The 24,784-nt window shown below is 35.1% G+C and carries 30 protein-coding genes; 6 read left to right on the top strand and 24 right to left on the bottom strand.

Annotated features, from left to right (window positions below):
- Nucleotides 1-1,068, top strand: a complete 1,068-nt coding sequence (locus tag IQ283_RS04375; protein WP_194218922.1) for an SDR family oxidoreductase — start codon at nt 1-3, stop codon at nt 1,066-1,068.
- Between the two features lie 472 nt (nt 1,069-1,540).
- Here IQ283_RS04375 and IQ283_RS04370 read toward each other — a convergent pair whose 3' ends face one another.
- The 14 genes from IQ283_RS04370 to IQ283_RS04305 form a co-directional block, all read right to left on the bottom strand.
- Nucleotides 1,541-1,795: a hypothetical protein gene (locus tag IQ283_RS04370; protein WP_194218921.1), complete on the bottom strand. Its 255-nt coding sequence runs from the start codon at nt 1,793-1,795 to the stop codon at nt 1,541-1,543.
- 173 nt (nt 1,796-1,968) lie between these two features.
- Nucleotides 1,969-2,535 (bottom strand): GNAT family N-acetyltransferase, encoded by a 567-nt coding sequence (locus tag IQ283_RS04365; RefSeq protein WP_194218920.1) that lies wholly within the window; start codon nt 2,533-2,535, stop codon nt 1,969-1,971.
- 120 nt (nt 2,536-2,655) lie between these two features.
- Nucleotides 2,656-3,093, bottom strand: coding sequence for a GNAT family N-acetyltransferase (locus IQ283_RS04360; RefSeq protein WP_194218919.1), 438 nt, complete (start codon nt 3,091-3,093; stop codon nt 2,656-2,658).
- Nucleotides 3,094-3,275: 182 nt separating this feature from the next.
- Nucleotides 3,276-3,842: a hypothetical protein gene (locus tag IQ283_RS04355; protein WP_194218918.1), complete on the bottom strand. Its 567-nt coding sequence runs from the start codon at nt 3,840-3,842 to the stop codon at nt 3,276-3,278.
- Nucleotides 3,843-4,010: 168 nt separating this feature from the next.
- Nucleotides 4,011-5,084, bottom strand: coding sequence for a DUF4030 domain-containing protein (locus tag IQ283_RS04350; RefSeq protein WP_194218917.1), 1,074 nt, complete (start codon nt 5,082-5,084; stop codon nt 4,011-4,013).
- Nucleotides 5,074-5,643 (bottom strand): sigma-70 family RNA polymerase sigma factor, encoded by a 570-nt coding sequence (locus IQ283_RS04345; protein WP_194218916.1) that lies wholly within the window; start codon nt 5,641-5,643, stop codon nt 5,074-5,076. Before IQ283_RS04345 ends, IQ283_RS04350 begins: the two co-directional genes overlap by 11 nt.
- 267 nt (nt 5,644-5,910) lie before the next feature.
- Nucleotides 5,911-6,336 (bottom strand): SMI1/KNR4 family protein, encoded by a 426-nt coding sequence (locus tag IQ283_RS04340; RefSeq protein ID WP_194218915.1) that lies wholly within the window; start codon nt 6,334-6,336, stop codon nt 5,911-5,913.
- Nucleotides 6,337-6,536: 200 nt separating this feature from the next.
- Nucleotides 6,537-7,136 carry a hypothetical protein gene (locus IQ283_RS04335; protein WP_206759429.1) on the bottom strand — a complete coding sequence of 200 codons (600 nt, stop codon included), beginning with the start codon at nt 7,134-7,136 and terminating at the stop codon, nt 6,537-6,539.
- Between the two features lie 1,136 nt (nt 7,137-8,272).
- Nucleotides 8,273-8,422 carry a hypothetical protein gene (locus tag IQ283_RS04330; protein ID WP_194218913.1) on the bottom strand — a complete coding sequence of 50 codons (150 nt, stop codon included), beginning with the start codon at nt 8,420-8,422 and terminating at the stop codon, nt 8,273-8,275.
- 163 nt (nt 8,423-8,585) lie between these two features.
- Entirely contained in the window at nt 8,586-8,981 is a 396-nt protein-coding gene (locus IQ283_RS04325) for a hypothetical protein (protein WP_194218912.1), read from the bottom strand.
- 137 nt (nt 8,982-9,118) lie between these two features.
- The gene (locus IQ283_RS04320; protein WP_194218911.1) at nt 9,119-9,838 is read right to left on the bottom strand and encodes a cytochrome c biogenesis CcdA family protein; all 720 of its coding nucleotides are present in this window, start codon (nt 9,836-9,838) and stop codon (nt 9,119-9,121) included.
- Between the two features lie 57 nt (nt 9,839-9,895).
- Nucleotides 9,896-10,105, bottom strand: coding sequence for a hypothetical protein (locus IQ283_RS04315; protein ID WP_194218910.1), 210 nt, complete (start codon nt 10,103-10,105; stop codon nt 9,896-9,898).
- Nucleotides 10,106-10,578: 473 nt separating this feature from the next.
- Nucleotides 10,579-11,487: a DMT family transporter gene (locus IQ283_RS04310; RefSeq protein ID WP_194218909.1), complete on the bottom strand. Its 909-nt coding sequence runs from the start codon at nt 11,485-11,487 to the stop codon at nt 10,579-10,581.
- A 36-nt stretch (nt 11,488-11,523) separates the two neighbouring features.
- The gene (locus tag IQ283_RS04305) at nt 11,524-12,912 is read right to left on the bottom strand and encodes a PLP-dependent aminotransferase family protein (protein WP_194218908.1); all 1,389 of its coding nucleotides are present in this window, start codon (nt 12,910-12,912) and stop codon (nt 11,524-11,526) included.
- Nucleotides 12,913-13,039: 127 nt separating this feature from the next.
- Between IQ283_RS04305 and IQ283_RS04300 the strand changes: the two genes are divergently transcribed.
- From IQ283_RS04300 to IQ283_RS04280, 5 genes are all read left to right on the top strand, one after another.
- Entirely contained in the window at nt 13,040-14,011 is a 972-nt protein-coding gene (locus IQ283_RS04300; RefSeq protein ID WP_194218907.1) for a DMT family transporter, read from the top strand.
- 157 nt (nt 14,012-14,168) lie between these two features.
- Nucleotides 14,169-14,843, top strand: a complete 675-nt coding sequence (locus tag IQ283_RS04295) for a response regulator transcription factor (RefSeq protein WP_194218906.1) — start codon at nt 14,169-14,171, stop codon at nt 14,841-14,843.
- On the top strand, nt 14,843-16,216 hold the full coding sequence (locus IQ283_RS04290; RefSeq protein WP_194218905.1) for a sensor histidine kinase: 1,374 nt from the start codon (nt 14,843-14,845) through the stop codon (nt 16,214-16,216). Before IQ283_RS04295 ends, IQ283_RS04290 begins: the two co-directional genes overlap by 1 nt.
- Before the next feature lie 89 nt (nt 16,217-16,305).
- Nucleotides 16,306-17,334 (top strand): ABC transporter permease, encoded by a 1,029-nt coding sequence (locus IQ283_RS04285; RefSeq protein WP_194218904.1) that lies wholly within the window; start codon nt 16,306-16,308, stop codon nt 17,332-17,334.
- Nucleotide 17,335: 1 nt separating this feature from the next.
- Nucleotides 17,336-18,013: an ABC transporter ATP-binding protein gene (locus IQ283_RS04280; protein ID WP_194218903.1), complete on the top strand. Its 678-nt coding sequence runs from the start codon at nt 17,336-17,338 to the stop codon at nt 18,011-18,013.
- Between the two features lie 289 nt (nt 18,014-18,302).
- Here IQ283_RS04280 and IQ283_RS04275 read toward each other — a convergent pair whose 3' ends face one another.
- The 10 genes from IQ283_RS04275 to IQ283_RS04230 all read right to left on the bottom strand — a co-directional run bounded on the left by IQ283_RS04275 (nt 18,303) and on the right by IQ283_RS04230 (nt 24,729).
- Nucleotides 18,303-19,094: a DUF2935 domain-containing protein gene (locus IQ283_RS04275; protein ID WP_194218902.1), complete on the bottom strand. Its 792-nt coding sequence runs from the start codon at nt 19,092-19,094 to the stop codon at nt 18,303-18,305.
- A 557-nt stretch (nt 19,095-19,651) separates the two neighbouring features.
- Nucleotides 19,652-19,834 carry a hypothetical protein gene (locus tag IQ283_RS04270; protein WP_194218901.1) on the bottom strand — a complete coding sequence of 61 codons (183 nt, stop codon included), beginning with the start codon at nt 19,832-19,834 and terminating at the stop codon, nt 19,652-19,654.
- Between the two features lie 220 nt (nt 19,835-20,054).
- Nucleotides 20,055-21,287 (bottom strand): MFS transporter, encoded by a 1,233-nt coding sequence (locus IQ283_RS04265; RefSeq protein ID WP_194218900.1) that lies wholly within the window; start codon nt 21,285-21,287, stop codon nt 20,055-20,057.
- A 181-nt stretch (nt 21,288-21,468) separates the two neighbouring features.
- Nucleotides 21,469-21,699: a hypothetical protein gene (locus IQ283_RS04260; RefSeq protein ID WP_194218899.1), complete on the bottom strand. Its 231-nt coding sequence runs from the start codon at nt 21,697-21,699 to the stop codon at nt 21,469-21,471.
- A 57-nt stretch (nt 21,700-21,756) separates the two neighbouring features.
- A complete protein-coding gene (locus IQ283_RS04255; RefSeq protein ID WP_194218898.1) occupies nt 21,757-22,515 on the bottom strand; it encodes a hypothetical protein in 759 nt (252 codons plus the stop codon).
- A 17-nt stretch (nt 22,516-22,532) separates the two neighbouring features.
- Entirely contained in the window at nt 22,533-23,000 is a 468-nt protein-coding gene (locus IQ283_RS04250) for a hypothetical protein (RefSeq protein WP_194218897.1), read from the bottom strand.
- Nucleotides 23,001-23,146: 146 nt separating this feature from the next.
- Entirely contained in the window at nt 23,147-23,479 is a 333-nt protein-coding gene (locus tag IQ283_RS04245; protein WP_194218896.1) for a hypothetical protein, read from the bottom strand.
- 88 nt (nt 23,480-23,567) lie between these two features.
- Nucleotides 23,568-23,717 carry a hypothetical protein gene (locus IQ283_RS04240; RefSeq protein ID WP_194218895.1) on the bottom strand — a complete coding sequence of 50 codons (150 nt, stop codon included), beginning with the start codon at nt 23,715-23,717 and terminating at the stop codon, nt 23,568-23,570.
- 233 nt (nt 23,718-23,950) lie between these two features.
- Nucleotides 23,951-24,538 (bottom strand): hypothetical protein, encoded by a 588-nt coding sequence (locus tag IQ283_RS04235; protein ID WP_194218894.1) that lies wholly within the window; start codon nt 24,536-24,538, stop codon nt 23,951-23,953.
- 26 nt (nt 24,539-24,564) lie between these two features.
- Nucleotides 24,565-24,729, bottom strand: coding sequence for a hypothetical protein (locus IQ283_RS04230; RefSeq protein WP_194218893.1), 165 nt, complete (start codon nt 24,727-24,729; stop codon nt 24,565-24,567).
- Between the last annotated feature and the right edge of the window lie 55 nt (nt 24,730-24,784).

The raw sequence follows: 24,784 nt of genomic DNA, 5'->3' as shown, positions 1-24,784 counted from the left end.
ATGCAGAAAAAAACAGCTTTGGTTGCCGGAGCCACAGGAGTCATCGGAAGCTATATTGCCAAACACTTGAGTAAACTAGAAGACTGGAATGTCATTGGCATATCCCGTCATATTCCGGAAGATGAATTGGACATCACCTACATATCAGCGGATATGATGAATGCTCAAAATGTCCGAAAAAAATTGGAGTCGTTCTCAGAAGTGACCCATTTTATTTATGCGGCTTATCAGGACTATGAATCTGATCCGCAGAAGCAAGTGGATGTCAACCAGACGATGTTTGAAAATACATTAAATGCCGTGGAAGAAACCGCCGACAACCTGGATCGTGTCATATTGATGCAGGGAGCAAAAGCCTACGGCGTGCATCTTGGGCCGATTAAAACACCGGCGAAGGAAACTGATGCTCGCCATATGCCGCCGAACTTCTATTTTAATCAGGAAGACTATATGCGCCGAGCTCAGAAAGGGAAAAGCTGGAGCTGGACTATTCTCCGCCCGGATGTCGTTTGCGGCTTTTCTGTCGGAAAGCCTATGAACCTTGCAATGGTCATAGGGGCGTACGCTTCGATCTCCAAGGAGCTTGGGCTACCACTTCGTTTTCCGGGAAAAGCACACCCATACCTTGCTCAAGTAACGGATGCAACCCTTCTCGCTAAATGTGTCGAGTGGGCAGCAGTGGAGGAATCGTGCGCATTTGAAATTTTCAACGTGACGAACGGAGATTTCTTCCGCTGGGAGCACATTTGGAAAACAATTGCCGACTACTTTGATATGGAAGCCGCCGGAGCTGAACCGCCGATTCAACTCTCTGAGATGATGGCCGATAAGCAGGAGTTATGGGATCAAATGAAACAGAAATATCAGCTTAAGGACATTCCTTATGACAAGCTTGCCTTATGGGGTTTCGGAGATTTCATTTTCAACTGTGACTATGATGTGATGACTGCTACAACGAAATTGAGGCAATTCGGATTCTATGAATTCGTAGACAGCGTAGAAATGTTTACTCGTCTATTTCATGAGTTTCAGGAGGAAGCCATTCTTCCCGATTTTTCGAAGCATTAAAAGGATGAAGATCCACTTGAATGACGGGTGGATCTCAATCTGTATGAAAAGTATGTTGTTCCGTGGAGTTATTCGAAAGTGGTTCGATGGCCACGTGCGGCTAACCGGTGGATGCTTACCACAGGTACAACCTCAGCTAACTTTGGCAGAAAGACCACCTGCCTCAAGTGAATCTTCGTCTCGTGTTGTTCCTCCAAGGGGTACCACCGAACGCCCTTCGTGACTACACTAAATGAAGTACGGAATAAGGAAAAGTCCTATTGCTAAACAACAGACCATCCTTTATTTTACTGCTAAAATCACAGGTGAAAGAACTATGGTTATACAGCCATCCGGTCTAAGAGAAGCACAGCCTTTATCGGTTGTTTACGACCTTCTTTTTCTAAGGCTTTGTTAAAGTTTCTTGTTGATATTACTAACAAATATTGTGCTTATTTAACTAAAGCTCCGATTTAGTTGAGTAAACAATTATTTAAAAGCTAGACAGTCCAAATATAAATAAAGCTATTATTAACAGATACCCCACAGGGAGTACAATCAAAATAGAAGCTGATGCTTTCCTCCAAAAACCGCTTTTGCTATACCAAGAAGCTAGTGCTGAAGCCAAATATCCAATGGCGATTATTAAGATCCACAAATGTCCAATTTGTGTTCCAACGAGTGATTGTAAAATTAAATAAGTTGCAATAAGGATTATGATGGATACTATTCCTAAGTATTTTCTCAATTTAACTCCCCCCTTTAAGAAAACTTCACCTTTTCTATTAAACTAAACTGACCAATTCTCTAATACCAATTATTTCAAATAAAAAGAAGCCTTTCTTTATTGCAGATAAGCTCCGGATTCTGGAAGAATGGGGTTGAACGTTATGATAACTAATTAAGAAGAAGATATAATCACTATAAGTTGTACTTCTGAAATTCATTTTTCATAACGCCCATTAAAATTGAATCATGATAGTCCCCATTATAAAATAGATCCTCTCTAATTCGTCCTTCTTGTTTGAACCCTAACTTCTTATACGATTTTATTCCTCTCTCATTAAATCCAAAGACATCTAAACCGATTCTATTTAAATTCAATATATTAAATCCATACTCTAGCAGTAGTGACATTCCCTCAGTCCCAAAACCATTTCCCCAGAATGCACTGTCAAATATAGAAATTCTGACAACAGCTTTTCGGTTTTGATGATCGATATCCAGCATGGCTATATCCCCAATAGGTTGATCAGTTTCTTGCAAACAAAGTATAAGATCAATCCTCGAACTATCTACCGATATTCTATCAAACCAGTTTTGAACACCTACTCGACTAAAGACTGTTTGTGTACCTGTTAACCTTCTTCCTTCTTTATCCCATAGGGCTCTTGTATAGAATAAATCTAGATCACTATTTTCAATTGGTCTCAAGTAGACTCTCTTTCCTTCTAAAAATTTAATGATTACTTGTTCATGTGTGTCCATAAAAATTCCCCTTCCAAACTACGAAAAATTCTTATTGCATCTAAAGTACAACTATTGATAGTAATTTAAAAAGCTTACACTTTAACCTAGAATCGCTCCGAGATAATGGAAGAGTATTATCTATAATGAAATACTCATAGAAATTGTTCTGTTCTTAAAGCCTAAATTTTCATATATCTTAATTGCTTGATTTCCATCAAATACGCTTAAACGAATTTCGGAGTATCCTTCTTGTTTCAATTGTTCAATACCAGTACTAATCAATTGTTTTGAAATACCTTTACCTCTGCATTCCTCTATCACAAATAATTCATAAATAAATCCTAGTTTCTTATCGGAAAACTGGTCTTTACTTCCTCCTAAAAGAATCCAACCTGTTATGACATTATTTTCAGTTGATATTAAATAATAACAGCCCTTCTTTAAAAGAGATTTTACTAGCTGTTTCGCTTTTTCAATCGTTGGTTCAGTTTCACCTAAAGTTCCCTCAAATATAGCCTGTGGAGAAAGTGCTATTATCTTTTCAATTTCTACGTCATTTGGTTTTCTTATGTCCACTTATCAACTCAACCCTTCCAATATAGGATGTTTTTTTCAAATTCGCCGCTAAATATACCAATTATTTCAAAATAACACTAATAAATCCATCCTTTTCTAAAGAAAAGAGCCTACCTTATTACAGATAAGCTCCGAGATTGTGGAATATCAAATTTACTTTATTAGTTGTTTTAGTTTCAAGATTACTGGATACTTTCCATCAATAATTCCAGATCATATTTTAGTGAACTTCTAACCTCTTCCGTCGTTTCTCCCATTATCTCTCCCTTAACCTCTGATATTGGATAATTCTCCTTTTTAAAGAGATAATGCTTTAGTTCCAAGAAAGTACGCAATGGGAAATCAGCCATAACCCATTGTTCCCTGTATCCAATAATCCCGTGTCTCTTGATTAAAGAATCAATTTCAATTAACACTACCCTTAAAAAATCATCATAGGAATACTCCGTTTGTATTACTTTGTTACCGCTATCTTTGTTTTCCAAGTCCTCATAATAGATTGCCTCTATGAATAGGATGTTGCTCTCTTTTAATTCAAGAGTCCAAAGGATCCCTTCTGGTTCACCTTCCCATTCAAAAGACACTCTTTCGCCTTTTTCGCTTCGTAATGGATTTAACCAAAATAATGATTCTACTAAATCACCTAAACAGTCAGTAAGATAACTAGCTGAGAACTCTAATTTTTGTGAATTTAATTCCACAACACAATTTGCCCAACCTGTTTCATTAAGGTAGTATTTGAATTCCATTTTCAATATCATCCTATTCCTTTTCATAATCCAGATCTACATTTTCTCTTCGTATTCCTACTCAATACTTAAACAAGACAATTACTGAAGCTATTTGGTTATTATACTATCGCTCCGAGATTGTTGAAGATCGATCGGTCATAAATATTAAGCTATATATATCATGATTTAATTTATTTTTTTACCGTCTTTGCTTTTAACAATAATCTGATATTCATCTCCATTTACAACTTTCTTTATCTCTTTTGAGTTAATAAATGTGTTCATCTCATCTTCAATCTCATTTGCCAACATTGAAGCATTAGGATTAGACTTATCGATTGAAGTGTCAACTGATAATGTATAAGGATCTGAGTAGAATGTAAAACCAACTAATTCTACTTTAAGCTCGCTTTTTCCAATTAATCCTTCTGTTAGAGTATCGATAACAGGACTCCATCGTACTTGTGCTTCTTCTCTTATAGGATCAAATGTATAAACTTTTATTTTAAATTCACCTGGTTCTTTTTCTTCTGCAACTTTCCTTACAATTTCCTTAATCTCATCTACTCTTGTTTCAGAGACAGGGATTTCAAGTGGTATAAACCTCTCTTTGTCATTAATTCGAACATCAGCTGATTGAACATGATAGTTTTGCTCGTTTAGTTCACTCATGATTTTATCGCTAAGAGCAAGACTTCTCTTCTCATAATCATCGTACTTCTTTTGCATTTCTTCTGTAATGCCATCATCGTATGGCTCTTTTTCTACTTGAGGATTGGTCACTTCAACAGTGTATGCTCCAAGACCATGCGCATCTAAAATGCTATTACTTCTTTCAATAATATCTTTTTCGTATTTTTGATAATAATCTTTAGTGCCTTCTACTCCTACGTATATGGTTTTTTCCCTAAAATCAATATTTGTTCCCTGACTAACTTTAAAGTTGTCTTCTCTTAGTTCATGGATTAGGAGATCTCCGATAGAATCGACACCGATTGAATCTTCCTTCTCCATCAATTCATTTAGAAACGGTATATTAGAGATAACAGAAGCCATTGATGGTGAAACGAATGATAAACTGACAATTAAACCAAATAACAAGACTGCAGCACAGGATGCATAGATAAGCTTATAATTGATAAAAGTGGGATTATCGCGTTCCTTAATCCTTTCTTTCACTCTTTCTCTAATTCTGTTTTCTCTCTCTAAAGAAAATTGCTCGTCAAATTCTTTTTTTCCTTTTTGAACTTCACGTTTCATAGTTGCCTCCTTCCAAACCACTAATTTTTTCTTTTAAAAGAAGTCTCCCCCGAGATAATCTCGTTTTAACTGTATTCCTATTCATTTTTAAAGCCAGCGCTATTTCTTCTGTATTGAAATCTTGAAAATAAAAAAGGATAATAACTTCTCGATATTTTGGCTGAAGAGACAGAACGACGTCCATCACACTTTGTCTATTCTCTTTCTCAAGAAACTCATCTTCTGAACTTTTCCTTTTAACAAGCACCTCCATAAGATGAGAGGGGGAATGAAATAAATTATATTTTCGTTTTCTCAAAAAATCTTTTGAAGTATTTACTGTGATACGAGAAATCCAAGTTTTTATTGATGATTCTTTTCTAAATTTATGTAGGTTTTTGTAACACTTATAAAAAACTTCTTGGGCTATATCCTCGGCTAAAGAATGATCTTTCACATATGAAAAAGCTAAAATAAACACTTGCTTTGAGTGTTCTTTGATCAAAAGATCAATCTCCGTTTCACTAGCTATTTCATCGCCAAATCCTTCCCTATCAAATAATGAATCTCTATTTTTCACTTTTTAACCTCCTTTCAACCTTCATCCTGCACCTTATAGACTATACATTTATCAAAGCAGTTTCATTTTCTTAAATATTTTTAATAAAGTAATATGACTTTAATTCAAGGACTAATTTACAAACCTCACACAAAAAAAGCTCGGAGTTCAATAACTCTGAGCTTAGCTGAAAATTGCTTGAGCTTATTTAATTTAGTTGCCTACTTAAAGGGCAAATTTTTATTACGCAATTGCTCCGATTTAATGGAACAAGAAAAGCTAAAAGTTTCATTCGTCCTCTTCTACTTCTTCAGAGTAGGAAATGATAAATTCTTTTAAGCTTGAAGCTATTTCTTCAATTAGTCCTGTTTCGTGGTACCAAATATATATCCTGTTTTCACATACTCTACCAACATTTCTAAAACATAACTTGTCCCCTGTTCCATCTTCACCAATAGATATAAGCTCTGCTGACATTCCCTCATCTCTTATACCAATATTTTCTCTTACTATGTCGTCCCACGTTCTCTTTAAATTTTTAGAGTCTTTAATAGGGAACAGAGTCCATTCACCAACCTGAGCATTATTAGATAGTTTAAATAGTTCTTTGTATTGTTCCGGGAAATCCACATTTAATTTTTCTTCCGTTGATTTAATATCTAATTCGGTAATTCCAGTTTTTTTTGAATCAATTAAGTGGATTACGTCTTTCATTCAAATGCCCTTCCTTTCTAACTCTATCAAACAGTAAGATCTGGTATTCTTAAATTATTTCCAAACAGCAACGCTATCTCTAAATCTACATAGAGCGCTTACTTTTTATTAAGTAAACGCTCCGATTATCTGGAAGATTCTAAGTTATTGCGAATAACAATCGTTATTGTCGTAAGAAGCAATTTGTACCTTTAACTTTTTTACGCATTGTGTAATTGCTCACTGATCACTATCGTCATTATTACCACAACGAGTTGCTGCCTTACCGTTATCTGCTTATGATTATTAATATGATATAGATCTCCAGAAAATAAAGATTCTTTAAGGTTTGGGTTTGAGATAGAACGTTTTTTAATCCTCGAAATCTCTGTTTCACTTTCTTCTTCAATAACCGTAAAATCTAATGAACCATTTCCCCCAGTTGCTTTCAGAAAAAGAGTTTCATCTGGATACATTGCTAATAACGTTTGAGATCTCATTTTTAATTCTTGTTGCAATATTACAACATTGCTTCCAAATTCGTCATAAATTTCTATGTCTTTGCTAAAACCTCTATTTTTAATAGTATGAGCTACGACTTTTCCCTTTGAATTAGTAATTCTCAGCTTCTTACTCGACACAGGATGAAGGTTAATTAGATTCAAAAATTGATTTTTCCAATCTCTTGATGTGTCTATTGATTCCTCAATCGTACCTATTAGTTTGCCATCAGAGCGTATTGAGTATTGACTACTTTTACTCTTTATTATTCCATCTTGATTGATTTGTAAGTGGGTGTATGTAGAAAACATTAACTGCATCACTTCTTTCACCTAATAGAATAAGTAATCTCCATATTTTTTCATACGATTTCAATCTACAGAAGTTTCATATATCTGGTCTCATGCATTTCTTAGTCTATATCTTATGATGGTTCAACTTTCAGATTCATAGATTTATGAGGATTTCCTAACAACTCATTACCTGATTATCTCGAATTCAAATCTTCCATAAACCTGCCCAGGCATTTAATACCAATTATTTCAAATCATTTAGAACAACTCAATCTTTTCTTTCATATTAAAAAAAGCCTATCCTATTACAGATAAGCTCCAAGATTGCTTAAGACTCGTAGTATCTATTGTATGCACTAATAGTAACTCCACTGAAATTGAAAAAGCTGCTCTCAAGTCTAATTTTCTTTCTTTCGGAAATATTTCCATTTATATGCGGTACTTAATGCCAATAAAGCGATAATTAGAAAGGACTTAAGATAAGGGTTTGATACTGTGAAATATACGAAAAAAGTAGATATTACTATAAATAAGTAAACAAGTATTAAAGATAAAGGTAAAGGCTTATCTGACTTCAAAGTATCACCTCTTTAAATTAATTATTTATAGTCTCTTTCTAATTCAGTAACAAAGGAGTAAGAAGACTTAATTCTCCTACCAACATTCCAGAATCATCTCCTAAACCTACATTGAGAGCTTACTTTTTATTAAGTAAACGCTCCGATTTAACAGAACAATGGACTCAATTCCATATTCTTGAGTTGCTCCGAGATTATGGAACATTAATATTTGTTATGATTGTTTCCAACCACTGGTTTGTATCCTTAGAACAGAAGCCATTACCCCTATGAGGCAAAAGATAATTCCTACTGGCAAGATGATGAATAGTAAAAGGTCCGGAACTATTCCCAGGTACGGTAGAATTATACATACCGGAACTGCAACGGTCAGGGTTAATAAGATGATCAAATCAAGTTTTTTGGTATTCAAATAATAATTCTCCTAGAGTATAAAGTAGTTCGATTAACATCTAATTTTAATCAAAATGCTTAATACCAATTATTTCAAATCAGAGCTAATAAATCCATCTTTTTCACTAAAAAGAGCCTATCTTATTACAGATAAGCTCCGAGATAATGGAAGAAATACTTTCTTCATCTATTTTAATCATGCTGCCTTTTACCAATGTTATAACCAGTAATAATGCCTACTAATGTAAAAAATAAAATATCCTCTTCAAAGTCATTAAAAAATATTCCATATAATGCCCAAACTATTATAAAAGTAAATATTGAAATAAATAATCCTTTCAACTTCATTCCACCTTTTAGATCTTCAATTCAATATCTCTAAAACTTTATTCCAATTGTTTCAAAGGAGCGTAAATAACTCGACTAATTATTCACAAAGAAAGCCTACCCCATTACAGATAAGCTCCGATTTTGTGGAAGAAGTAAAACAAAACTTCTTCTTCCACTACTCTGTTAGACCGAACCCCATAATATGATCAGTATAAAGAGCATAACTATCATACTCAATGACATTGTCAGGGTTAGCAAATGGGACAATCTTTACATTACTCAAAACAAGCATCCCGTTAAAGTTTGTCACGCTGCCTTCATTTATTAGAGGGAACATAGTATCCTCAGATTTCAATAGCGCCTTATCAAGTAACGTCATCTTGCTCTCATTTGGCTCTGCGGTATTTAGTTTATCTGCAATGATTAAGGAATTTGATGTAGTGATTTGAATCTTTCTCTGATCCTCGACTCCATCTTGCATTTCCTCTACTAGGCATTGTGCCGTCATTATCGATAATTTCTTCATGTCGTGACCTGGGTTTAATTCATGACCTGTAAATTCAACTTTCAAAATATATCCCTCCATTTATTTATTCTTCCAATACCAATTATTTCAAAATAGTTCTGAAAAATCCATCTCTTATACAAAAAAAGAACATATCTATTTCGAGATATGCTCCGAGATTGTTGAAGATCAATATTTGTTTCTTACAAACCAAACCATTCATAAAATCGATATTGAAATTGGGAAAACCATACATTGATATAAACTAGCTTATTGAAATATAGCATTACCCCTAAAACAACCATTATTGTTCCCCCGATTTTCATCAGCATATCCGAGTATTTCAACAAGAACCTCGTCTTACTAATGAAAAATGCCATTAAAATAAATGGAATACAAAAACCCATTGAATAGGCGGTTATGTTCATAAAAGTTTGTGCCGGATTTAAAGCAGTTGCATACATAATAGCACCAAATATTGGTCCAATGCAGGGAGTCCAACCAGCTGCAAAAATGAAACCTACTAGAAGAGAATTAAGATAGTTTGCTCCTCTTTTCTTTTGCTTGAACCTAAATTCTCTCATCATAAATTTAGGTTGGATTACTCCCATTAGGAACAAGCCCATTAAAGTAATAAAGATTCCACCTAACATTCTGACGAGGTCTTTATATTTTACAAATATAGAACTTGCGCTACTTACTGAAAAACCTAGGACATAATATATGATTGAAAAACCGATCGAAAACAAAATTGAATGTAACAATACCTTTTTACGATTAAATCCACCATTATCTCCCTTTAATTCACTTACCGAAACACCTGTTATGTATGAGAGAAAAGAAGGGTAAAGTGGTAAACAACAAGGTGAAATAAATGCTAATAAACCTCCAACAAAAGCAAGCATTACAGTAACTTCTTCCATTACTTCCTCCAATCCCTAAAGGGCAAAAAAACTTTTTACTGTCCTTAGGTGCTGCTGTTAATTCGCGATCCAACTACTTAAGACCTGCAAAAGACCGTAGCCAACTGCAATCCCAGGACCAACAATTAAGATGCCAAGTAACAATGCTTTGACCATACCTAATAATTCCCACCCTGGCTTCACTTCTTGACTTTCACTCATAACCTTCAGAGATTGATTAATATTTTGAAGTTCTTTAAGGATCCGATCTTCTGTATTTTTTTCCATAAAATTCACCTCACTACAACCTTTTCAATAAAAAAATTTCTAATCATTCAAGTACCAATTATTTCAAAACCAATTGCAAATGGCAATCTTTTCTTATGCATCAGAAGTGCTGCTTTAAACATACAAAAAGCGCTTACTTTTTATTAAGTAAACGCTCCCGTTAAGTGAATAAGAAAAATAGCTACCATACGATTTCCTCATATATTTTTGATAAACGTTTTCCCTCAATTCTCCCTTTTTGAAAAAGTTCTTCTGATGTTTTGAAGGTTTGCGTTATAGACCCTTTAACTTTTGTTAGGAAAGAAATCTTTGACTGAAGAAATGGTACGTGAGCGTGCGTTCGTTTTAAATAACTCTATGGTTCTATCGTTCAGTTCATCATTCTCTATTTCTAATCGATTACGCATGTCTCTAAATTCTTTGTCATCTAACCCTGTCTCGATTTTTTTAGATAGTTCAATATATCACTTGTTTTATAGAGCATTGAAGCCTTTACTCCTAATTCGTTGTTGCTTACTACCTATCCCATTCACGACAATCACGCCTGTAATTGCAACGACGCCTCCTATAAGAGACAACGTACTTGGCCATTCATTTAACCAAATCCACGCAATAAAGATTGCTATTGCTGGCTCTAGATACATCATACTTGTTACAGAACTAGCATTACCCAAAGAAAGTGCAGTCGACCAGGTTACATAGGCAATGGCTGCTGGGAATATCCCAACATAAATGGCAGACAAATTAGCTTCAAGGGTGGCTCCTTGAATCGTTTGAAGCACATCTGGAGTAAAACAAAAGAAAGGCAATGTACCAGCCCATGTAAAATAGGCTGCCAATTCTATTGGTTTGTACCGTTTAAAATAAGGTTTTTGAAATACGAAGAAAAAAGACGTTGCTATTGCTGCCATCAAGACTAATAACGCACCACTCGATATTTCAAAAGCAGGACCCGATGTCCCAAGTGTGATTAAGATAATTCCAATAAAACCAATACCGAGACCAATCCATCCAAATGTCCCTAACTTCTCATTTAACACAAGAACAGCGATTAACGCTGTAAACACTGGCGCAGATCCAATCAACATCCCCGTTGTTCCTGCTGAAATCGTTTGTTCACCAAACGTGACGCCTATATGATAAATACTAATTCCAATCCATCCGAGGGCAAGAATTCCAGGCAGATCTCCCCCTTTCGGAAGCCTGAATTTGACCCCTGGCCATAACGCATACATTAAAAATGCACTCGATGCGATCAGATACCGAACGAGTACTAAATGCCCTGAAGAATACCCTCCATGTAAGCTAGCTCTAATCGCTGCAAAGGTAGAACCCCATATAACAATTGTTATAAATGCCAAGAAAAACACTTTAGAATTCATGCATATACCTCCAATTTACCCACTACATTATCTTTCTTAATCAAACCATGCTTTTGCAAGCAGTTTAACTCCTGCTTTTATTTGTTCTGTCGTTAGCACTGCAAAACCCATAATAACAGTTTGACCATCATTTTTTCCATATTCAGACACGGCGTTCACTTTTATACCTAGCTTTGCTGCCCGATCAATAGCTTCTTGTTCGGTCATCCCGTTATTAAGACGTAACATGAGATGCAAACCAGAATCTTGACCGATGACTTCAACTGTTTCAGGGAAGTATTGCGCAATCTCATCTATAAGCACATCTCTTTTTTTTCGATAAATCATTTTCATTTTTTGAATATGGCGTTCCCAGTGCCCTCTTTTTAAAAATTTTTTTAAGACCTTCTGATCAATACGTGAGACGGTTTGGGTATAAAAGAAAAACTCATTTTGATAGGTTTTGATAAGTGAAGCAGGCAAAACCATATAGCTAATCCGCAATGAAGGCAATAACGCTTTCGAGAACGTACCCATATATATCACATTCTCTCCAGTATCTAATCCTTGAAGTGCGGGAATTGGCTTGCCACTATAGCGGAATTCACTATCATAATCATCTTCAATAATATACCGGTCTTCTTCCTCTCTTGCCCACTTTAGTAGTTGCAAGCGTCTTGAAACTGGCATAATCATTCCACAAGGAAACTGATGAGATGGCGTTACAATCGCTACATCAGCACTACTTCCTTTTAAATTGGAGAAAAGCATTCCGTCTGAATCGATTGGAATTAACTCTACTTGAGTTTCTTTTTTTTCAAACAACGTCACTTTACGATGATACCCAGGATCCTCCACAGCAAATTTACTATGTGGTAATAGTTGAAATAGTAATTTCAATAAGGTTTGAGTTCCAGAACCTATGATGATTTGACTAGGAGAACATCTCACTCCCCTCGCTTCGTAAACATACTCCGAAAGCAATTTACGCAATTCAAATTCCCCTTGAGGGTGACCTAGCTGGAAAATTTCTTTATTATCGCTTCGCAAAACTTCATTCATTAATTTCCGATAGAGGCTCAATGGAAACGATTCAAAATCCACACCAGTATAGGCAAAATTATACGTGTAGCCATGATGTTTACACGGTTTCTCTTCAACATGATGAACATCACGGGGGAGGCTAAAGTTCTCTTCATCAATAGGTGATACAAAATATCCTTTCCTCGGACGTGATTCTATGTAGCCTTCTGCTACCAATTGTCCATATGCCGTTTCTACTGTATTCTGACTAACTGAAAGATGTTGAGCGAACTTTCGCTTTGAAGGCAACTTCATGTCAGGTACTAAACTTCCGCTCTTTATCTCATGTTTAATATACAGATATAACTGAATATAAAGCGGGTCTTTACTCTCACCATTAAGGTTTGGTGTTAATTGCCACATAAATCTGACCCCCCTAACTAACAAAATACTGACCCTTACAACAGTGTCAGTTATTTATTATAATACGTCAATGGTACACATTTTACATACCAAATACAATAGGAATTAACATCATGGAGGATCAAAAATGAAACTACAAAACCGACATGTCGGATTGATGATGATAAGTAGTGGAGCTGCACTCTGGGGAGTATCAGGGCCGATGATTCAGTGGCTATTCCTACACTCCAACATTTCATCGATCGACTTTCTCGTTTTTCGCTTATTACTCGCTGGCACTTTTCTTTTATTGTTTCTTTCTTGTTCAAAAAAGCAGATTTTTGAAATTTGGAAGTTTAAAGGCCACAGGCTTCAGCTCATTTTGTTTGGAACTTTAGGCATGCTTGGTGCTCAATACTTTTTTATTGAGACAATCCATGTAAGTAATGCCGTTACAGCTATGTTATTTCAATTTCTGGCTCCAACCCTTATTACATTTTATGTAGCAATCCAAATCAAAAAGTTGCCAACATTAAGGCAATTGATTGCTATAGGTATGGCTTTAATAGGACTCTTTTTTTTGATTACAAATGGTTCCTACAACACTATTCTTTTAAGCAAAGAAGCCATTTCCTTTGGCATTCTAACAATGCTAGGTTTTACATTTTATACCGTTCAACCTGTTTCGTTGATTAAAAGGTGGGGTGTCTTGCTTGTCGTTGGATGGGGAATGCTAATCGCTGGAGTGCTCTCCTTTTTGCTTAACCTTGATTTTAGTATTAAGGTTTTAACTGACGATCTCACAGTTAATACTTCTGTTATGTTAGTAGGGATAATCGCAAGTGGAACACTTTCATTTCTTCTTTATATTGGTAGCTTAAACTATTTATCACCATCTGAAACGAGTATCTTATCCAGTATTGAACCTCTTGTAGCTGTCATCATTTCAGTCACGTGGTTAAATGAGTCGTTTGGTTACATACAATTAGCTGGTGGACTCTGCATTATTGTTGCTGTCGTAATCTTAACTACCCCTGCTAGAAATAAAAAGAGAGGTCAAAAGAAACGAAGAGCTTCACAATCTATTTCAACAAAGCAGCATGAAAATGACTATTCATGATACTCGGTTTCACGATAAAGGTAGTAATATTATCTTTTTAAGAGTCTCTTCTTTCTTGTTCACTAAAGTATGCACCAGTTAATGTATTGTTCACTTTTACAATGTAAACTAGGTATGAGAAGTCCCCCTATCAAAATAGTGTTGAAAGGGTGAAAGCATGAACACCATATTAATTATTGATGATGATTCACACATTGTGAACCTTGTAGAGGCCACTCTAAGAGACGCTGGATACCATACTCATAAAGCTATGAATGGAATAGAAGCCTTGTCCCTTTTAGAAAGATACGCGATCGATTTAGCAATAGTGGACGTGATGATGCCTAAGATGGATGGGTATACAGTTACAAGAAAAATAAAAAACAACTACGATATTCCCGTAATCTTGTTAACCGCAAGGGGTCAACTACACGATAAAGAAAATGGGTATATTGCTGGAACAGATGATTATATCGTGAAACCTTTTGAGCTAAGGGAATTGATTTTTCGTATTCAAGCCGTCTTAAGAAGATATGATAAACCTACCACTTATACCATCAACTTAGGTGATGTAAAAATTGACAAAAGAAACTATGAGGTTCAAATAGGGAAACAACACCTGATCATGCCTTTAAAGGAGTTTGAATTATTAGCCCTCTTAGCTTCTAGACCGAATCAAGTTTTCAATCGAGATAACTTAATCGAAAATATATGGGGGATTGATTTCCAGGGGGATGAGAGAACTGTAAATGTCCATATAAAAAGAATACGGGAACGTTTACGGGATGTCACTTCCACTATTGAAATTGTTACTGTCCGTGGAGTTGGCTATAAATTAGAGGTGACATCATGATGAAGTCTTTATATTCCAAATTTTTACTTACAACGTTATTCATTATGATTATAAGTTCCCTGATCGGTTTTTTGTTTGCGAATACCTTGTACCAAACTAATTTGAAACCTGAAAACGATACTAAGAACACAGAAATCGCTACAAGAATTGCTGAATACGCAGAATCCCAAGAAAGTCTTGAGCGATTTCTTGAACATACATCATCTACAGGTTATCAACTCTTCCTTGTTAATGGACAAGGAGAAAAACGCTTCTTTGGTGGCACTTTTAATGAAGAGAATCTATCACACGAAGAAGTAAAAAAAGTCCTGAACGGAGATATTTATCATGGAATGAAGGAGTTCCCTAAAGCAACGTTCGTTACAGGCTTTTTTGCTAATGAGTTGAAAAATTCAGTAGGGGTTCCTCTTTCATACAATGGTAACCAGTATGCTCTGTTTATGAGACCCAACATTAAGCTATTATTTAATGAAATACACATCCTTTTGGGGTGGATGGCCGTAGCTACCGTCATCTTAAGTCTAATTGCGGTACTTATATGGGCGGTGATGATCATTCACCCTATTCGAAAGTTATCTCACGCAACGAATATTGTTGGTGAAGAAGGATTTAATGTACAGTTGGATATTCATAGAAAAGATGAAATCGGCCAATTGACTCAAAATTTCAATGAGATGATTTCACGTCTTGGAAAATTAGATAAGCTTAGAAAATCATTTGTATCCAATGTATCGCATGATATTCAAACTCCCTTGTTAAATATTCAGGGGTATAGTCGTTTATTAGAGAACGACGCGCTTACCGAAAAAGAAAAACGTTCTTACTTAAACGTCATACAAGATGAAACGAAACGGATGTCTATTTTAACAAAACAGCTATTAACCCTATCGTCACTTGATCCAAAAGAAAATACTCTTTCTAAAGAAAGGGTTGAATTATCTGGGCAATTTAGTAGTCTTCTACAAAGATATTATTGGCTTATAAATGAAGAAAACCTTTCATTAACCTATTCTCTTGATGATGTAACTGTTAAAGGCAATGCTGATCTTTTATATACCGTTTGGGAAAACCTTTTAACAAATGCCATTAAATATAATAAGCCAGGAGGGGCTATTCAGATTTCACTAGAAAATGCACACGAACAAATAGAAATTACCTTTCGGGATACGGGGATAGGCCTAGGGCAGAGTGAAAAGGAACAAATATTCGATCGCTTTTATCGTGCAGACTTAGCTAGGACCAGGACAAAACAGGGTACAGGGCTAGGGTTATCAATTGTAAAACAAATAGTAGAGCTCCATGGAGGGCACATTAACGTAGATAGTCAAAAGAATAAAGGTACCACATTTAAAGTCGTTCTTCCATATTCGTAATTTACTGTTAACCTTTTGTTCACTTACCTGATTTAAAGTAATCAGTGGGAGAACAAAAGGTTTTTTAATTTTAGAAAGGAATGATGACAATGTTTATGGCATGGAAAGAAATGAAGAAGAATAAAAGTAAATTTCTTATAGTAGGGTTTATTGTTTTACTCATTAGTTTATTGACTTTTATTATTTCCGGCTTAGCAAGTGGATTATCTCATGATAATGTCTCATTGATAAAAAACATGCCCGTTGGGACGTTTTACATGAGTGAAGAATCTGATAAGTCATATTCACAATCTCATATTGAAAAGCAAGAACAGGATCAATTAGTTAGAGGTCATAATGATGCATTCGCTTTTTCAATTCAAATGGGCGCATTAAAAAGTGAATCAAAAAAACAACACAGCGTTGCATTCGTAACTTCTACAGATAATACGTTCTTTAAAAATGTAGAAAAGGGAGAAATTATCCTCGATAGCTCGTTAAAAGATGAAGGCATAAAGATCGGTGACCACTTATCAAGCCCACTTGCGGAAGCATCCTTTAAGGTTATCGATTTTGTTGAGGACAAACGATTCAACCACTCACCAGTTGCTTTTATTAATCGAGTAGATTTTAAGAATATGTTTAGAACTGAAGAATTGCAGCTCATTTATTCAACCCAAAAAAATGAGGATGTGAATGGACTACAGTCATTTTCTAAGAAGGAGTTTCTTTCTACAATTCCTAGTTACCAGGCAGAACAAATGACACTTACTATGATTGTTTGGTTTCTAGTCGTTATTAGTGGAATGCTATTTGCCATTTTCTTTTATATGATGAATGTCCAGAAGATAGGTATGTATGGAATACTCAAAGCCCTAGGAATTCGTAACAGTGATTTGTTCAAGATGATTTGGAGTCAGATGGGGCTTATTACACTAACCGCGCTTCTTGTTTCTGCGTTATTAAGCCAGTTTTTTCAATTCTTCGCTCCTGAAACAATCCCTTACAACCTATCCATCACAACAACGATTCAATTATCGATCGTATTCGTCATTGTTGGCTTCTTAGGGTCTACCCTATCAGGCTATCAAATTAAGCAAGTTGAACCTTTACAAGCTATTCAGCAAGGAGAGTCCTAACATGAGTCAATTACTGATAGAAAACGTAAGAAAGTCATTTGTAAATGGAAAATCTGAAGAAGAAGTATTAAAAGGAGTGGATTTATCACTTAAGCAAGGTGAAGTGACAGCATTAATAGGTGCTTCAGGATCAGGTAAAAGTACATTACTTACAATCGCCGCTGGTCTTCAACCTCTCTCAAATGGTCGAGTAGTATTTGAAGATCAGAATCTAACCGAAATGAATTCAGACCACTTAAGAAAAATTAGAGCGCAGCATTTCGGCTTTGTTTTTCAATCTTCCCACCTTGTTCCTTTTTTGACAGTTGAAGAGCAACTCTCACTAATGATGGAAATCTCCGGAATGAAAGAAACGAAAAGAGCCAAGCAAATACAGATAAAGAAAACTTTAAAAAAGGTTGGAATGATTCATCGCATTACAGCCTATCCATCGTCCTTATCAGGAGGGGAAAAACAACGTGTAGCAGTGGCACGTGCTATCATTCACAATCCAAGAGTACTGTTCGCTGATGAGCCAACAGCGAGTTTGGATTCAAAGAAGTCGAGGGATACGATGAAGTTGATTCAGCAATTAACTAGATCTTTAAATATGATTACCTTAGCGGTTACTCATGATAATGAGATGTTAGATTATGCGGATCATATTGTTAGGATGAGTGATGGAAAAATAGTTAATTAGAAGTTCCCACAGTATAATCGAGTTTAAGTTATGCAAACCAACCAACAATAAGAGCGCCAAAATCAATGTGATGTGGCGCTCCTTTTTATGTGTGAAATAAGTTTTCTGCTCGAAAACAGAAACCGCTTTTGTATATTTTTAACTGCCATTTCATCTCAAGTTTATCTCAGTAATCTGAGAAACCTATACTGGAGGTTGGAGTCCTGCTAAGAGTAATTGCTTAGAAGCCAAGTAAGTAATAAAAGAAATAGTATCAATTTAAATATTTGATACAGAATCGACTAACACACTAATTACTAGATGTGAGGCTAGTTTCAAACAAATCAATAATATGGAGAAACCTTTCTGCTTCACGGAAGACATGGTCTGCAAGAAGTGGATGGATATTACTCTTGATCCTACATTCTTCAATCAATTCTTTTGCTGCTTTCTTAAAATCCCTTAGTGAAACGGCTGATACACGATTTTCATCAAGGAACTGATTTAATAGTGGTTGAGTTTCTGATTGTGGTCGCATTGAATCTAGGTCAACCGCTTGAAACACTAATCGATCAAAATCATGACTAAACTCCTGGGCTTGATCAACCAATTTCCTTTCTGAAGGGTCAAGAAGGTGACCAATAAACTTTGAGTGATCTGCCATGATTCTTAAGAAGAATACATTTTCTTTTATTATTTTGGCAGCTGTTGGTTGTAACTTTCCTTCATTTAATTCTTTTAACCGTTTTGCAAAATAAGCGGCCTCCCGACTTGTATGGTCAAGTAATAATGGAAAATTGTTAGATGTAATCTCACACCGTAATGATAATCCTAGAACTTTCCTCTTATACGCCCAAATGGAAGTAGCTGCTTGATATACCTGGCTATTAAATTTTGCAATTTGTTGAGGATCTGTTTGCGTAGAATATTGACTTAGCTGTTCTTCAATTCGTTCAAAAAGGTCAATGAATTCCTGTGCTTCTTGAATTAGCTTCGAATCATTAAAACTAAATCCTAGACTTAGAAACAAAGCATGTTCTTTCATAATCCTAGACCAGAAGTGGATTTCATCTAATGAACGGGATACAAATTCAATAGCCATACATTCCCCCCTTAACGTTTTCGCCCTTCAGATTATATGCACCCTGTAAATTCTATATGTCGGCTGAACTCCCTGTTTGTACTTCACTTGTCTTACTAATTTTCAAGAAATATATATCCTCATAGTGAATTAATAACTAGAACCTCTTATACCAGAGTCCTGCTAAACGGAGAATAACGATCACTTAGTGCCGGAATCGCCCCCAACTTTTTAAGAAGAGCGTATTGCTTCAGAAATGCTCCGAGATTACAGAAGACTCAGTATCAAGATATTTCTGTTTACAACAATCTCATCAGCTCTTCTTGAATTTTGGTTTACTAAAATACGCCCCTAATAGCATAAATAAGAAAGCTACCAGTATTCCAGTAGCTTCCTGATTAAACAGGATAGAAACAGGAATAGTTAAAGCTGCTAAAATAAAAAACAACCTCACCAACATTTGCACACACCTCTTTACACTTGCTAACAGTAGAAAAAAATCACGAAACCTAATACATACCGTTTTCCATATTGAGATACTGAAGCAGATATGCACCTATCGCTCCGAGATAATGGAACTATAAAGACATGCCTTGAAAAAGCGAAAGGGTTATAAATAAAGTAGATAATGAACCAGCAGACAGTAATGTAACCATCTTCCACCAGCTTATTTCTTTTGAAGGCTTTACAGCTTCTTTAGATACCTTAACCCATATAACCATGGATACTAAAACTAATATAAAAATCATTTCATTGCCCATATTTGACACCCCCCATATTTTTTTATACTTACGGTATATACGGTTCAGAATAATTAATGATTCATTTATTAGATTGACTTTTTTTAATACTTAATACCAATTATTTCAAATTACCTTGAATAACTCAATCTTTTATTTCAAATAAAAAAAGCCTATCTTATTACAGATAAGCTCCGAGATAATTGAACAACGGAAAACGTTAGAAAGTAACTTATATCACCTAATAATTAACATCTTTATTACTAAAGCGCAGAGATCTTTGGAACGAAACGGTAAGACCTAATATGATCGTAGCTAACCCAGACATAAATAATGTATTGGCAGCACCAAAATACTCTCCTAATAAACCACCGATAAATGTACCAAAAGGAAAGCCTATTCCTGCAATAAATCCCATGACACCTATGACCCTTCCTCTCAAATGATTTGGGATCAGTTTTTGCTCTAGAGTAGGTTCAACAATGTTATAAGGTGCATACACCATTCCACCAGAAAACATAATCAAATAAACAATAGTTTCGTTGGTAAAAAAACTGATTAGAAGTGGAGCTACTCCCCATAAACTAATGACGATACCGAGTGAATAAGAGTAATAAATCGTAATGTTTAACCTCACCCAAATAAACGAACCTAAAAGTGCTCCTACCGCAAAAACTGTCCAAATCATACCCAGAGTATCTGGACCAGAATCCAAATGACTCCCTACAAAAACAGGTAACACAGGTTCTAAGGGAGCATAAGTGATGTTAAATATTAACGTGACGCTGGATATGATGATTAGAACTCTATGATTACGTAAGAACGTAAACCCATCTACGATTTCTTTTATGATTCTATAATTTCTTTTCTTCAATCGCCTTGGTTCTACTCCCTGTTGGAAACTACTATAAGGAATGAAGAAGTAGAGAATAGCTGCCAAGAAAAAGAAAAAAACAGCAACGATTAATGTGAGTGACGCCCCTATGTATGCTGCGGAAAAACCTCCGATTGCAGGACCGATTAAATAGCCAGATTGACCAGCCATTGCTACCAGTGCATTAGCGCTTTGCAAATCTTCCTGATCTACAAAAGCAGGCAATATGGTCATACTTCCGATATCAGTAAAAGCTGATAAAAGACCGTTAATAAAAACAACTATTAAGATTATAGGAAGAGTCAATTCATCTCCCCAATATAATAGTGGAATTAATAAAATGAATATTCCTCTCAATACATTTTCAGCAATCATGATCGTACGTCTGTTAAATTCATCTAAAAGCGACCCTACAAAAATACTTGATAAAAGTGGAGCAATGGTAGCAGAAGTAATGACAAATCCGATAGCTGATGCAGAATTAGTCAATTCATAAACAAACCATGCCAAGGCTACCCAAGAGATTTTCTTTCCTAAATCAAGAATTAATCTTGCTATAACTAAAAATTTAAAGTCTCTATTTTTGAATAAATAGAACATACAACATATAACCTTTCTAAGAAGTGCCTTTATTCTTTCAACTAAGAATTTTTACCTTATTCTGCATCTATTCTTAATCCAATTATTTCAAATAAAGCCACTTACCGCAAATTCTTACTGTATAAAAATGAGAGCCTATCTCTATTAAAGATAAGCTCCGATAATGTGGAACAAGCACAAATTAAAGAATAAAGAAAATCAGTCCCATACCAACCAGAATCGCTCCGAGCCATATAATAAAACCTTTAGGTGAATTTGGATCTGTTATTACATCAAACAATGTTATTAATAATGATTTTACCCTAGTGGATTCGTCATAATCTTTCCAAGCTGCTCTTAATCCACCAAAAAGGATTAAGAGTCCTACTACAACAATTATAGTTGGTACCAGAAGCCATAGTTCCTCAATCATCTTTGATTCTTATCCTCTCTTATCCCCCATCACGCCTCATACTTTCTCTAAACTGCACTATTTGAAGTAATAAAATTGTTTTAATTGATCGTCAAACTCTCTCCAAGTAGATGTCATATATGGGGCTTCCATATCCAATATTGTTTTTACATCTTCAGCTACTAATTCAATCCGTTTTATTGGATCATCTCTTTTTCCTGCTGGGAAAATTGCCAATTTAGTTAGCTCTTTTTCACCATTTTCCCAAGTCCATTCTTTAAGGGGCAGTTGACTGATTTTTTCGTTAGAAGGTATTACTGTTCCTTGCCAATCACAAATCTCAAAGAGAGGATATCTATCTCCATTCCATTCTTCAAGAATGCCAATCACCTTCAAAATAATGTAACTTTCTGAAAGCAATCGATAACTAATCGCGTCACCGGCTTCTAAAAATGTTTCGCTAATAAACCTTTTTCGCACTTTTTTAGCTTCTGGTTGTGTTGAATTTAACTGTTCTTTAAGTTTAAGTAGAACTGTTTCGCGTTTCTGTTTTAGTTTAGGATCTTCATCCCAACGTATAAGATCATCACCACTATCAATAACTTGAAGTGCTTTAACCTTCACTTCGTCTTGGAGTCTTCCTAATTTCCATTGTATTAAAGCAAAGGATAACCAAAATGTTGTGATCTCTTCTTCATCTAGCTCACTATCAAATTCATCAATTACTACTTTGCTTGCTTCTTCACTAGAGTAGTTATCACCTAGTAAGTCTTTATATCTTAAGCTAATATCTTCAGCTATATCGTCGGATAATATCGCTACTCCCCAAGCACCCATTCTGCATCGCTCCCAAATTATTTATTAGCATTATCCAAGTCTAATAACTCAAGCAAGCTCTTCTCCAGAGCAGCTTTTAAATCATTATTCTTGAAATCAAACAAGGTTCCTGTACCCTTTCTATAGCCTCCAAAATAATACCAAAGGGAAATCGTCTCAGCATTGAACTCTTCACTAAATTTTAGACCATCATAATCAATTGATATTTGGGAACGGTATTCTTTTTCCAAACAACTTTCATAAGTTAAATTCTCAAACTCATCGCCATCAATGTCCCTGGCAACCCTTAACCTAAGGTTTTTCTTTCCTCTTTCGTCAAAGCGTTTTACATAATCCTTTTGCAAATCTGTACATAACTTAATTGCCAACTGCTCTAAATCAATGATTCTCTTTTTTAATCCTTCATTTATATTACTTTGAGGTAATTCAATATATCTATTATCAATATCGGATGATGTCTCTAACCTTGTAAATCTTCGAAACAAGTCACTCAACCCCTGCCAAATAGATAATATGAAAGCTAATTTAAAATGCCCTTAAATTAAATACACAAAAAGGAGCGTAATCCTTTTTAGGTTAACGCTCCGAGATTGTTGAACTGTGCAGATAGATTAAGTCTGCGCATTAGCAACTAGAAATCGTTCGGATCAGCCCAAACAAAGTCTTCATCTGCTAATTCATTAGATTTGCTGTTCTTCTTATCGTTTAATTCACTTAGGAAGTTTTTAATTGTATCTTCTAACGCCATTTCAATCGTGTTTCCAGAGCCTACACCAAACTCTGGCGATTCATTTACAACCACTCCAACATTCGTAAATCCTTTATAACTGCCTCTTTTGTTTTCAAAAATCTTCACCTTAAATTTACCTGTAGGCACTGTTTCTATTTCCCACACTTGGAATTCCGCCACGAATTTATTTATAGCAGAAATTCCGATGATTTCTACTTCTTTCCACTCGGACACTAATACACCACCAATCTATGCACTGTTATGTTTACATCTACTTAGTAATCGCTCCGAGATAATGGAAGAAATACTTTCTACATCTACTTTAATCACGCTGCCTTTTACCTATGTTATAACCAGTAATAATCCCTACTATTGTAAGAAATAAAATATCCTCTTCAAAGTCATTGAAAAATACCCCATATAATGCCCAAACTATTATAAAAGTAAATATTGAAATAAATAATCCTTTCATCTTCATTCCACCTTTTATACCTTCAGTTCAATATCTAAAACTCTATTCCAATTGTTTCAAAGGAGCGTAAATAACTCAATCATTTATTTTACAAAAAAAGCCTATCCTATTACAGATAAGCTCCGAGTTTACGGAACAATAGACACAATTCCTTGTTCTTAAATTACGCCCAATTGCGAAAGAATCCAATCGAGTAGGGGACTAGCCAATCAATGGCTAGTCCCCTACTCGATTTATTCAAAAGCTCCTGAACAAGCTCCAATAACTGTGGAAACCCCAAATAAATCTAATAAAGCTTCCTTAGCATCAGGGCCAGCATCTCCAGCAGCCAGTTTAACAGCTTGTTTTATCGAAGCTGTTTTACTCAAGTTATCTTCTCTTGACATTTTGTAATAAGGTTTTAGAGCTTTTACAAATTTCGTAGCTCCTCCTACTGTTTTTAAAGCTGATTTTACTTTCAATATTTTTGCAGGGGTAAAGTTAACAACTATAGCAGTTCCTACTGCCCCAACGCAGCTTGCAATACCGCCAATACTAGCAGGTTGTATAGCAATTTCACCATTAGATAATTCATTAGTATTAAAATCAAAATCACTTTCTTTTTCTAAATAATCCTCAATAGCATGATTACCTCGCTCGATGACATGGTCTGGCATATTTTCAATTGCTGTTAAAAGTTCAATTAATTGTTCTTCTTGTAAGCTTAAGTCACCATCATATACTTCATCAGCATATGCTTTATTAAAAGAAAGACTTGTCATAGAAAATGCTAATAAAATAACTGTGAAAATCAGAATTAATTTATTATTTTTTACTAACATTTTTTATCCCCTTCATAAATAGTTTTTTAGTGATCCGAATCTTTGATAAAGAACTTTAAAATAATTACAAACAAGAAAATAGCTACTATAATAATTGCTTTAAAGGTTTCGTCTATATCATTAATGAAAAATAATATAGAAATGATAAATAAGCATAAAATATATACCCATTCCTTAGTAGTTTGTTTCATATGTAACCTCCTAACTAAATGGAATATAGTAAAATTTTAGTATTATTGTTACAAT

Origin of the sequence: Pseudalkalibacillus hwajinpoensis, from assembly GCF_015234585.1 — a bacterium.
Lineage (GTDB): Bacteria > Bacillota > Bacilli > Bacillales > Guptibacillaceae > Guptibacillus > Guptibacillus hwajinpoensis_B.
This window is presented reverse-complemented; position numbering and strand designations above follow the sequence as displayed.

Excerpts from the sequence above, each read along its gene's own strand:
- IQ283_RS04320 (WP_194218911.1), bottom strand. The coding sequence starts at position 9,838 with ATGGAAGAAGTTACTGTAATGCTTGCTTTTGTTGGAGGTTTATTAGCA.
- IQ283_RS04235 (WP_194218894.1), bottom strand. The coding sequence starts at position 24,538 with ATGTTAGTAAAAAATAATAAATTAATTCTGATTTTCACAGTTATTTTA.
- IQ283_RS04255 (WP_194218898.1), bottom strand. The coding sequence starts at position 22,515 with ATGGGTGCTTGGGGAGTAGCGATATTATCCGACGATATAGCTGAAGAT.
- IQ283_RS04305 (WP_194218908.1), bottom strand. The coding sequence starts at position 12,912 with ATGTGGCAATTAACACCAAACCTTAATGGTGAGAGTAAAGACCCGCTT.
- IQ283_RS04340 (WP_194218915.1), bottom strand. The coding sequence starts at position 6,336 with ATGAAAGACGTAATCCACTTAATTGATTCAAAAAAAACTGGAATTACC.
- IQ283_RS04315 (WP_194218910.1), bottom strand. The coding sequence starts at position 10,105 with ATGGAAAAAAATACAGAAGATCGGATCCTTAAAGAACTTCAAAATATT.
- IQ283_RS04285 (WP_194218904.1), top strand. The coding sequence starts at position 16,306 with ATGTTTATGGCATGGAAAGAAATGAAGAAGAATAAAAGTAAATTTCTT.
- IQ283_RS04375 (WP_194218922.1), top strand. The coding sequence starts at position 1 with ATGCAGAAAAAAACAGCTTTGGTTGCCGGAGCCACAGGAGTCATCGGA.
- IQ283_RS04240 (WP_194218895.1), bottom strand. The coding sequence starts at position 23,717 with ATGAAAGGATTATTTATTTCAATATTTACTTTTATAATAGTTTGGGCA.
- IQ283_RS04230 (WP_194218893.1), bottom strand. The coding sequence starts at position 24,729 with ATGAAACAAACTACTAAGGAATGGGTATATATTTTATGCTTATTTATC.
- IQ283_RS04300 (WP_194218907.1), top strand. The coding sequence starts at position 13,040 with ATGAAACTACAAAACCGACATGTCGGATTGATGATGATAAGTAGTGGA.
- IQ283_RS04265 (WP_194218900.1), bottom strand. The coding sequence starts at position 21,287 with ATGTTCTATTTATTCAAAAATAGAGACTTTAAATTTTTAGTTATAGCA.
- IQ283_RS04310 (WP_194218909.1), bottom strand. The coding sequence starts at position 11,487 with ATGAATTCTAAAGTGTTTTTCTTGGCATTTATAACAATTGTTATATGG.
- IQ283_RS04365 (WP_194218920.1), bottom strand. The coding sequence starts at position 2,535 with ATGGACACACATGAACAAGTAATCATTAAATTTTTAGAAGGAAAGAGA.
- IQ283_RS04275 (WP_194218902.1), bottom strand. The coding sequence starts at position 19,094 with ATGGCTATTGAATTTGTATCCCGTTCATTAGATGAAATCCACTTCTGG.
- IQ283_RS04335 (WP_206759429.1), bottom strand. The coding sequence starts at position 7,136 with ATGCAGTTAATGTTTTCTACATACACCCACTTACAAATCAATCAAGAT.
- IQ283_RS04270 (WP_194218901.1), bottom strand. The coding sequence starts at position 19,834 with ATGGGCAATGAAATGATTTTTATATTAGTTTTAGTATCCATGGTTATA.
- IQ283_RS04280 (WP_194218903.1), top strand. The coding sequence starts at position 17,336 with ATGAGTCAATTACTGATAGAAAACGTAAGAAAGTCATTTGTAAATGGA.
- IQ283_RS04355 (WP_194218918.1), bottom strand. The coding sequence starts at position 3,842 with ATGGAATTCAAATACTACCTTAATGAAACAGGTTGGGCAAATTGTGTT.
- IQ283_RS04290 (WP_194218905.1), top strand. The coding sequence starts at position 14,843 with ATGAAGTCTTTATATTCCAAATTTTTACTTACAACGTTATTCATTATG.
- IQ283_RS04295 (WP_194218906.1), top strand. The coding sequence starts at position 14,169 with ATGAACACCATATTAATTATTGATGATGATTCACACATTGTGAACCTT.
- IQ283_RS04350 (WP_194218917.1), bottom strand. The coding sequence starts at position 5,084 with ATGAAACGTGAAGTTCAAAAAGGAAAAAAAGAATTTGACGAGCAATTT.
- IQ283_RS04260 (WP_194218899.1), bottom strand. The coding sequence starts at position 21,699 with ATGATTGAGGAACTATGGCTTCTGGTACCAACTATAATTGTTGTAGTA.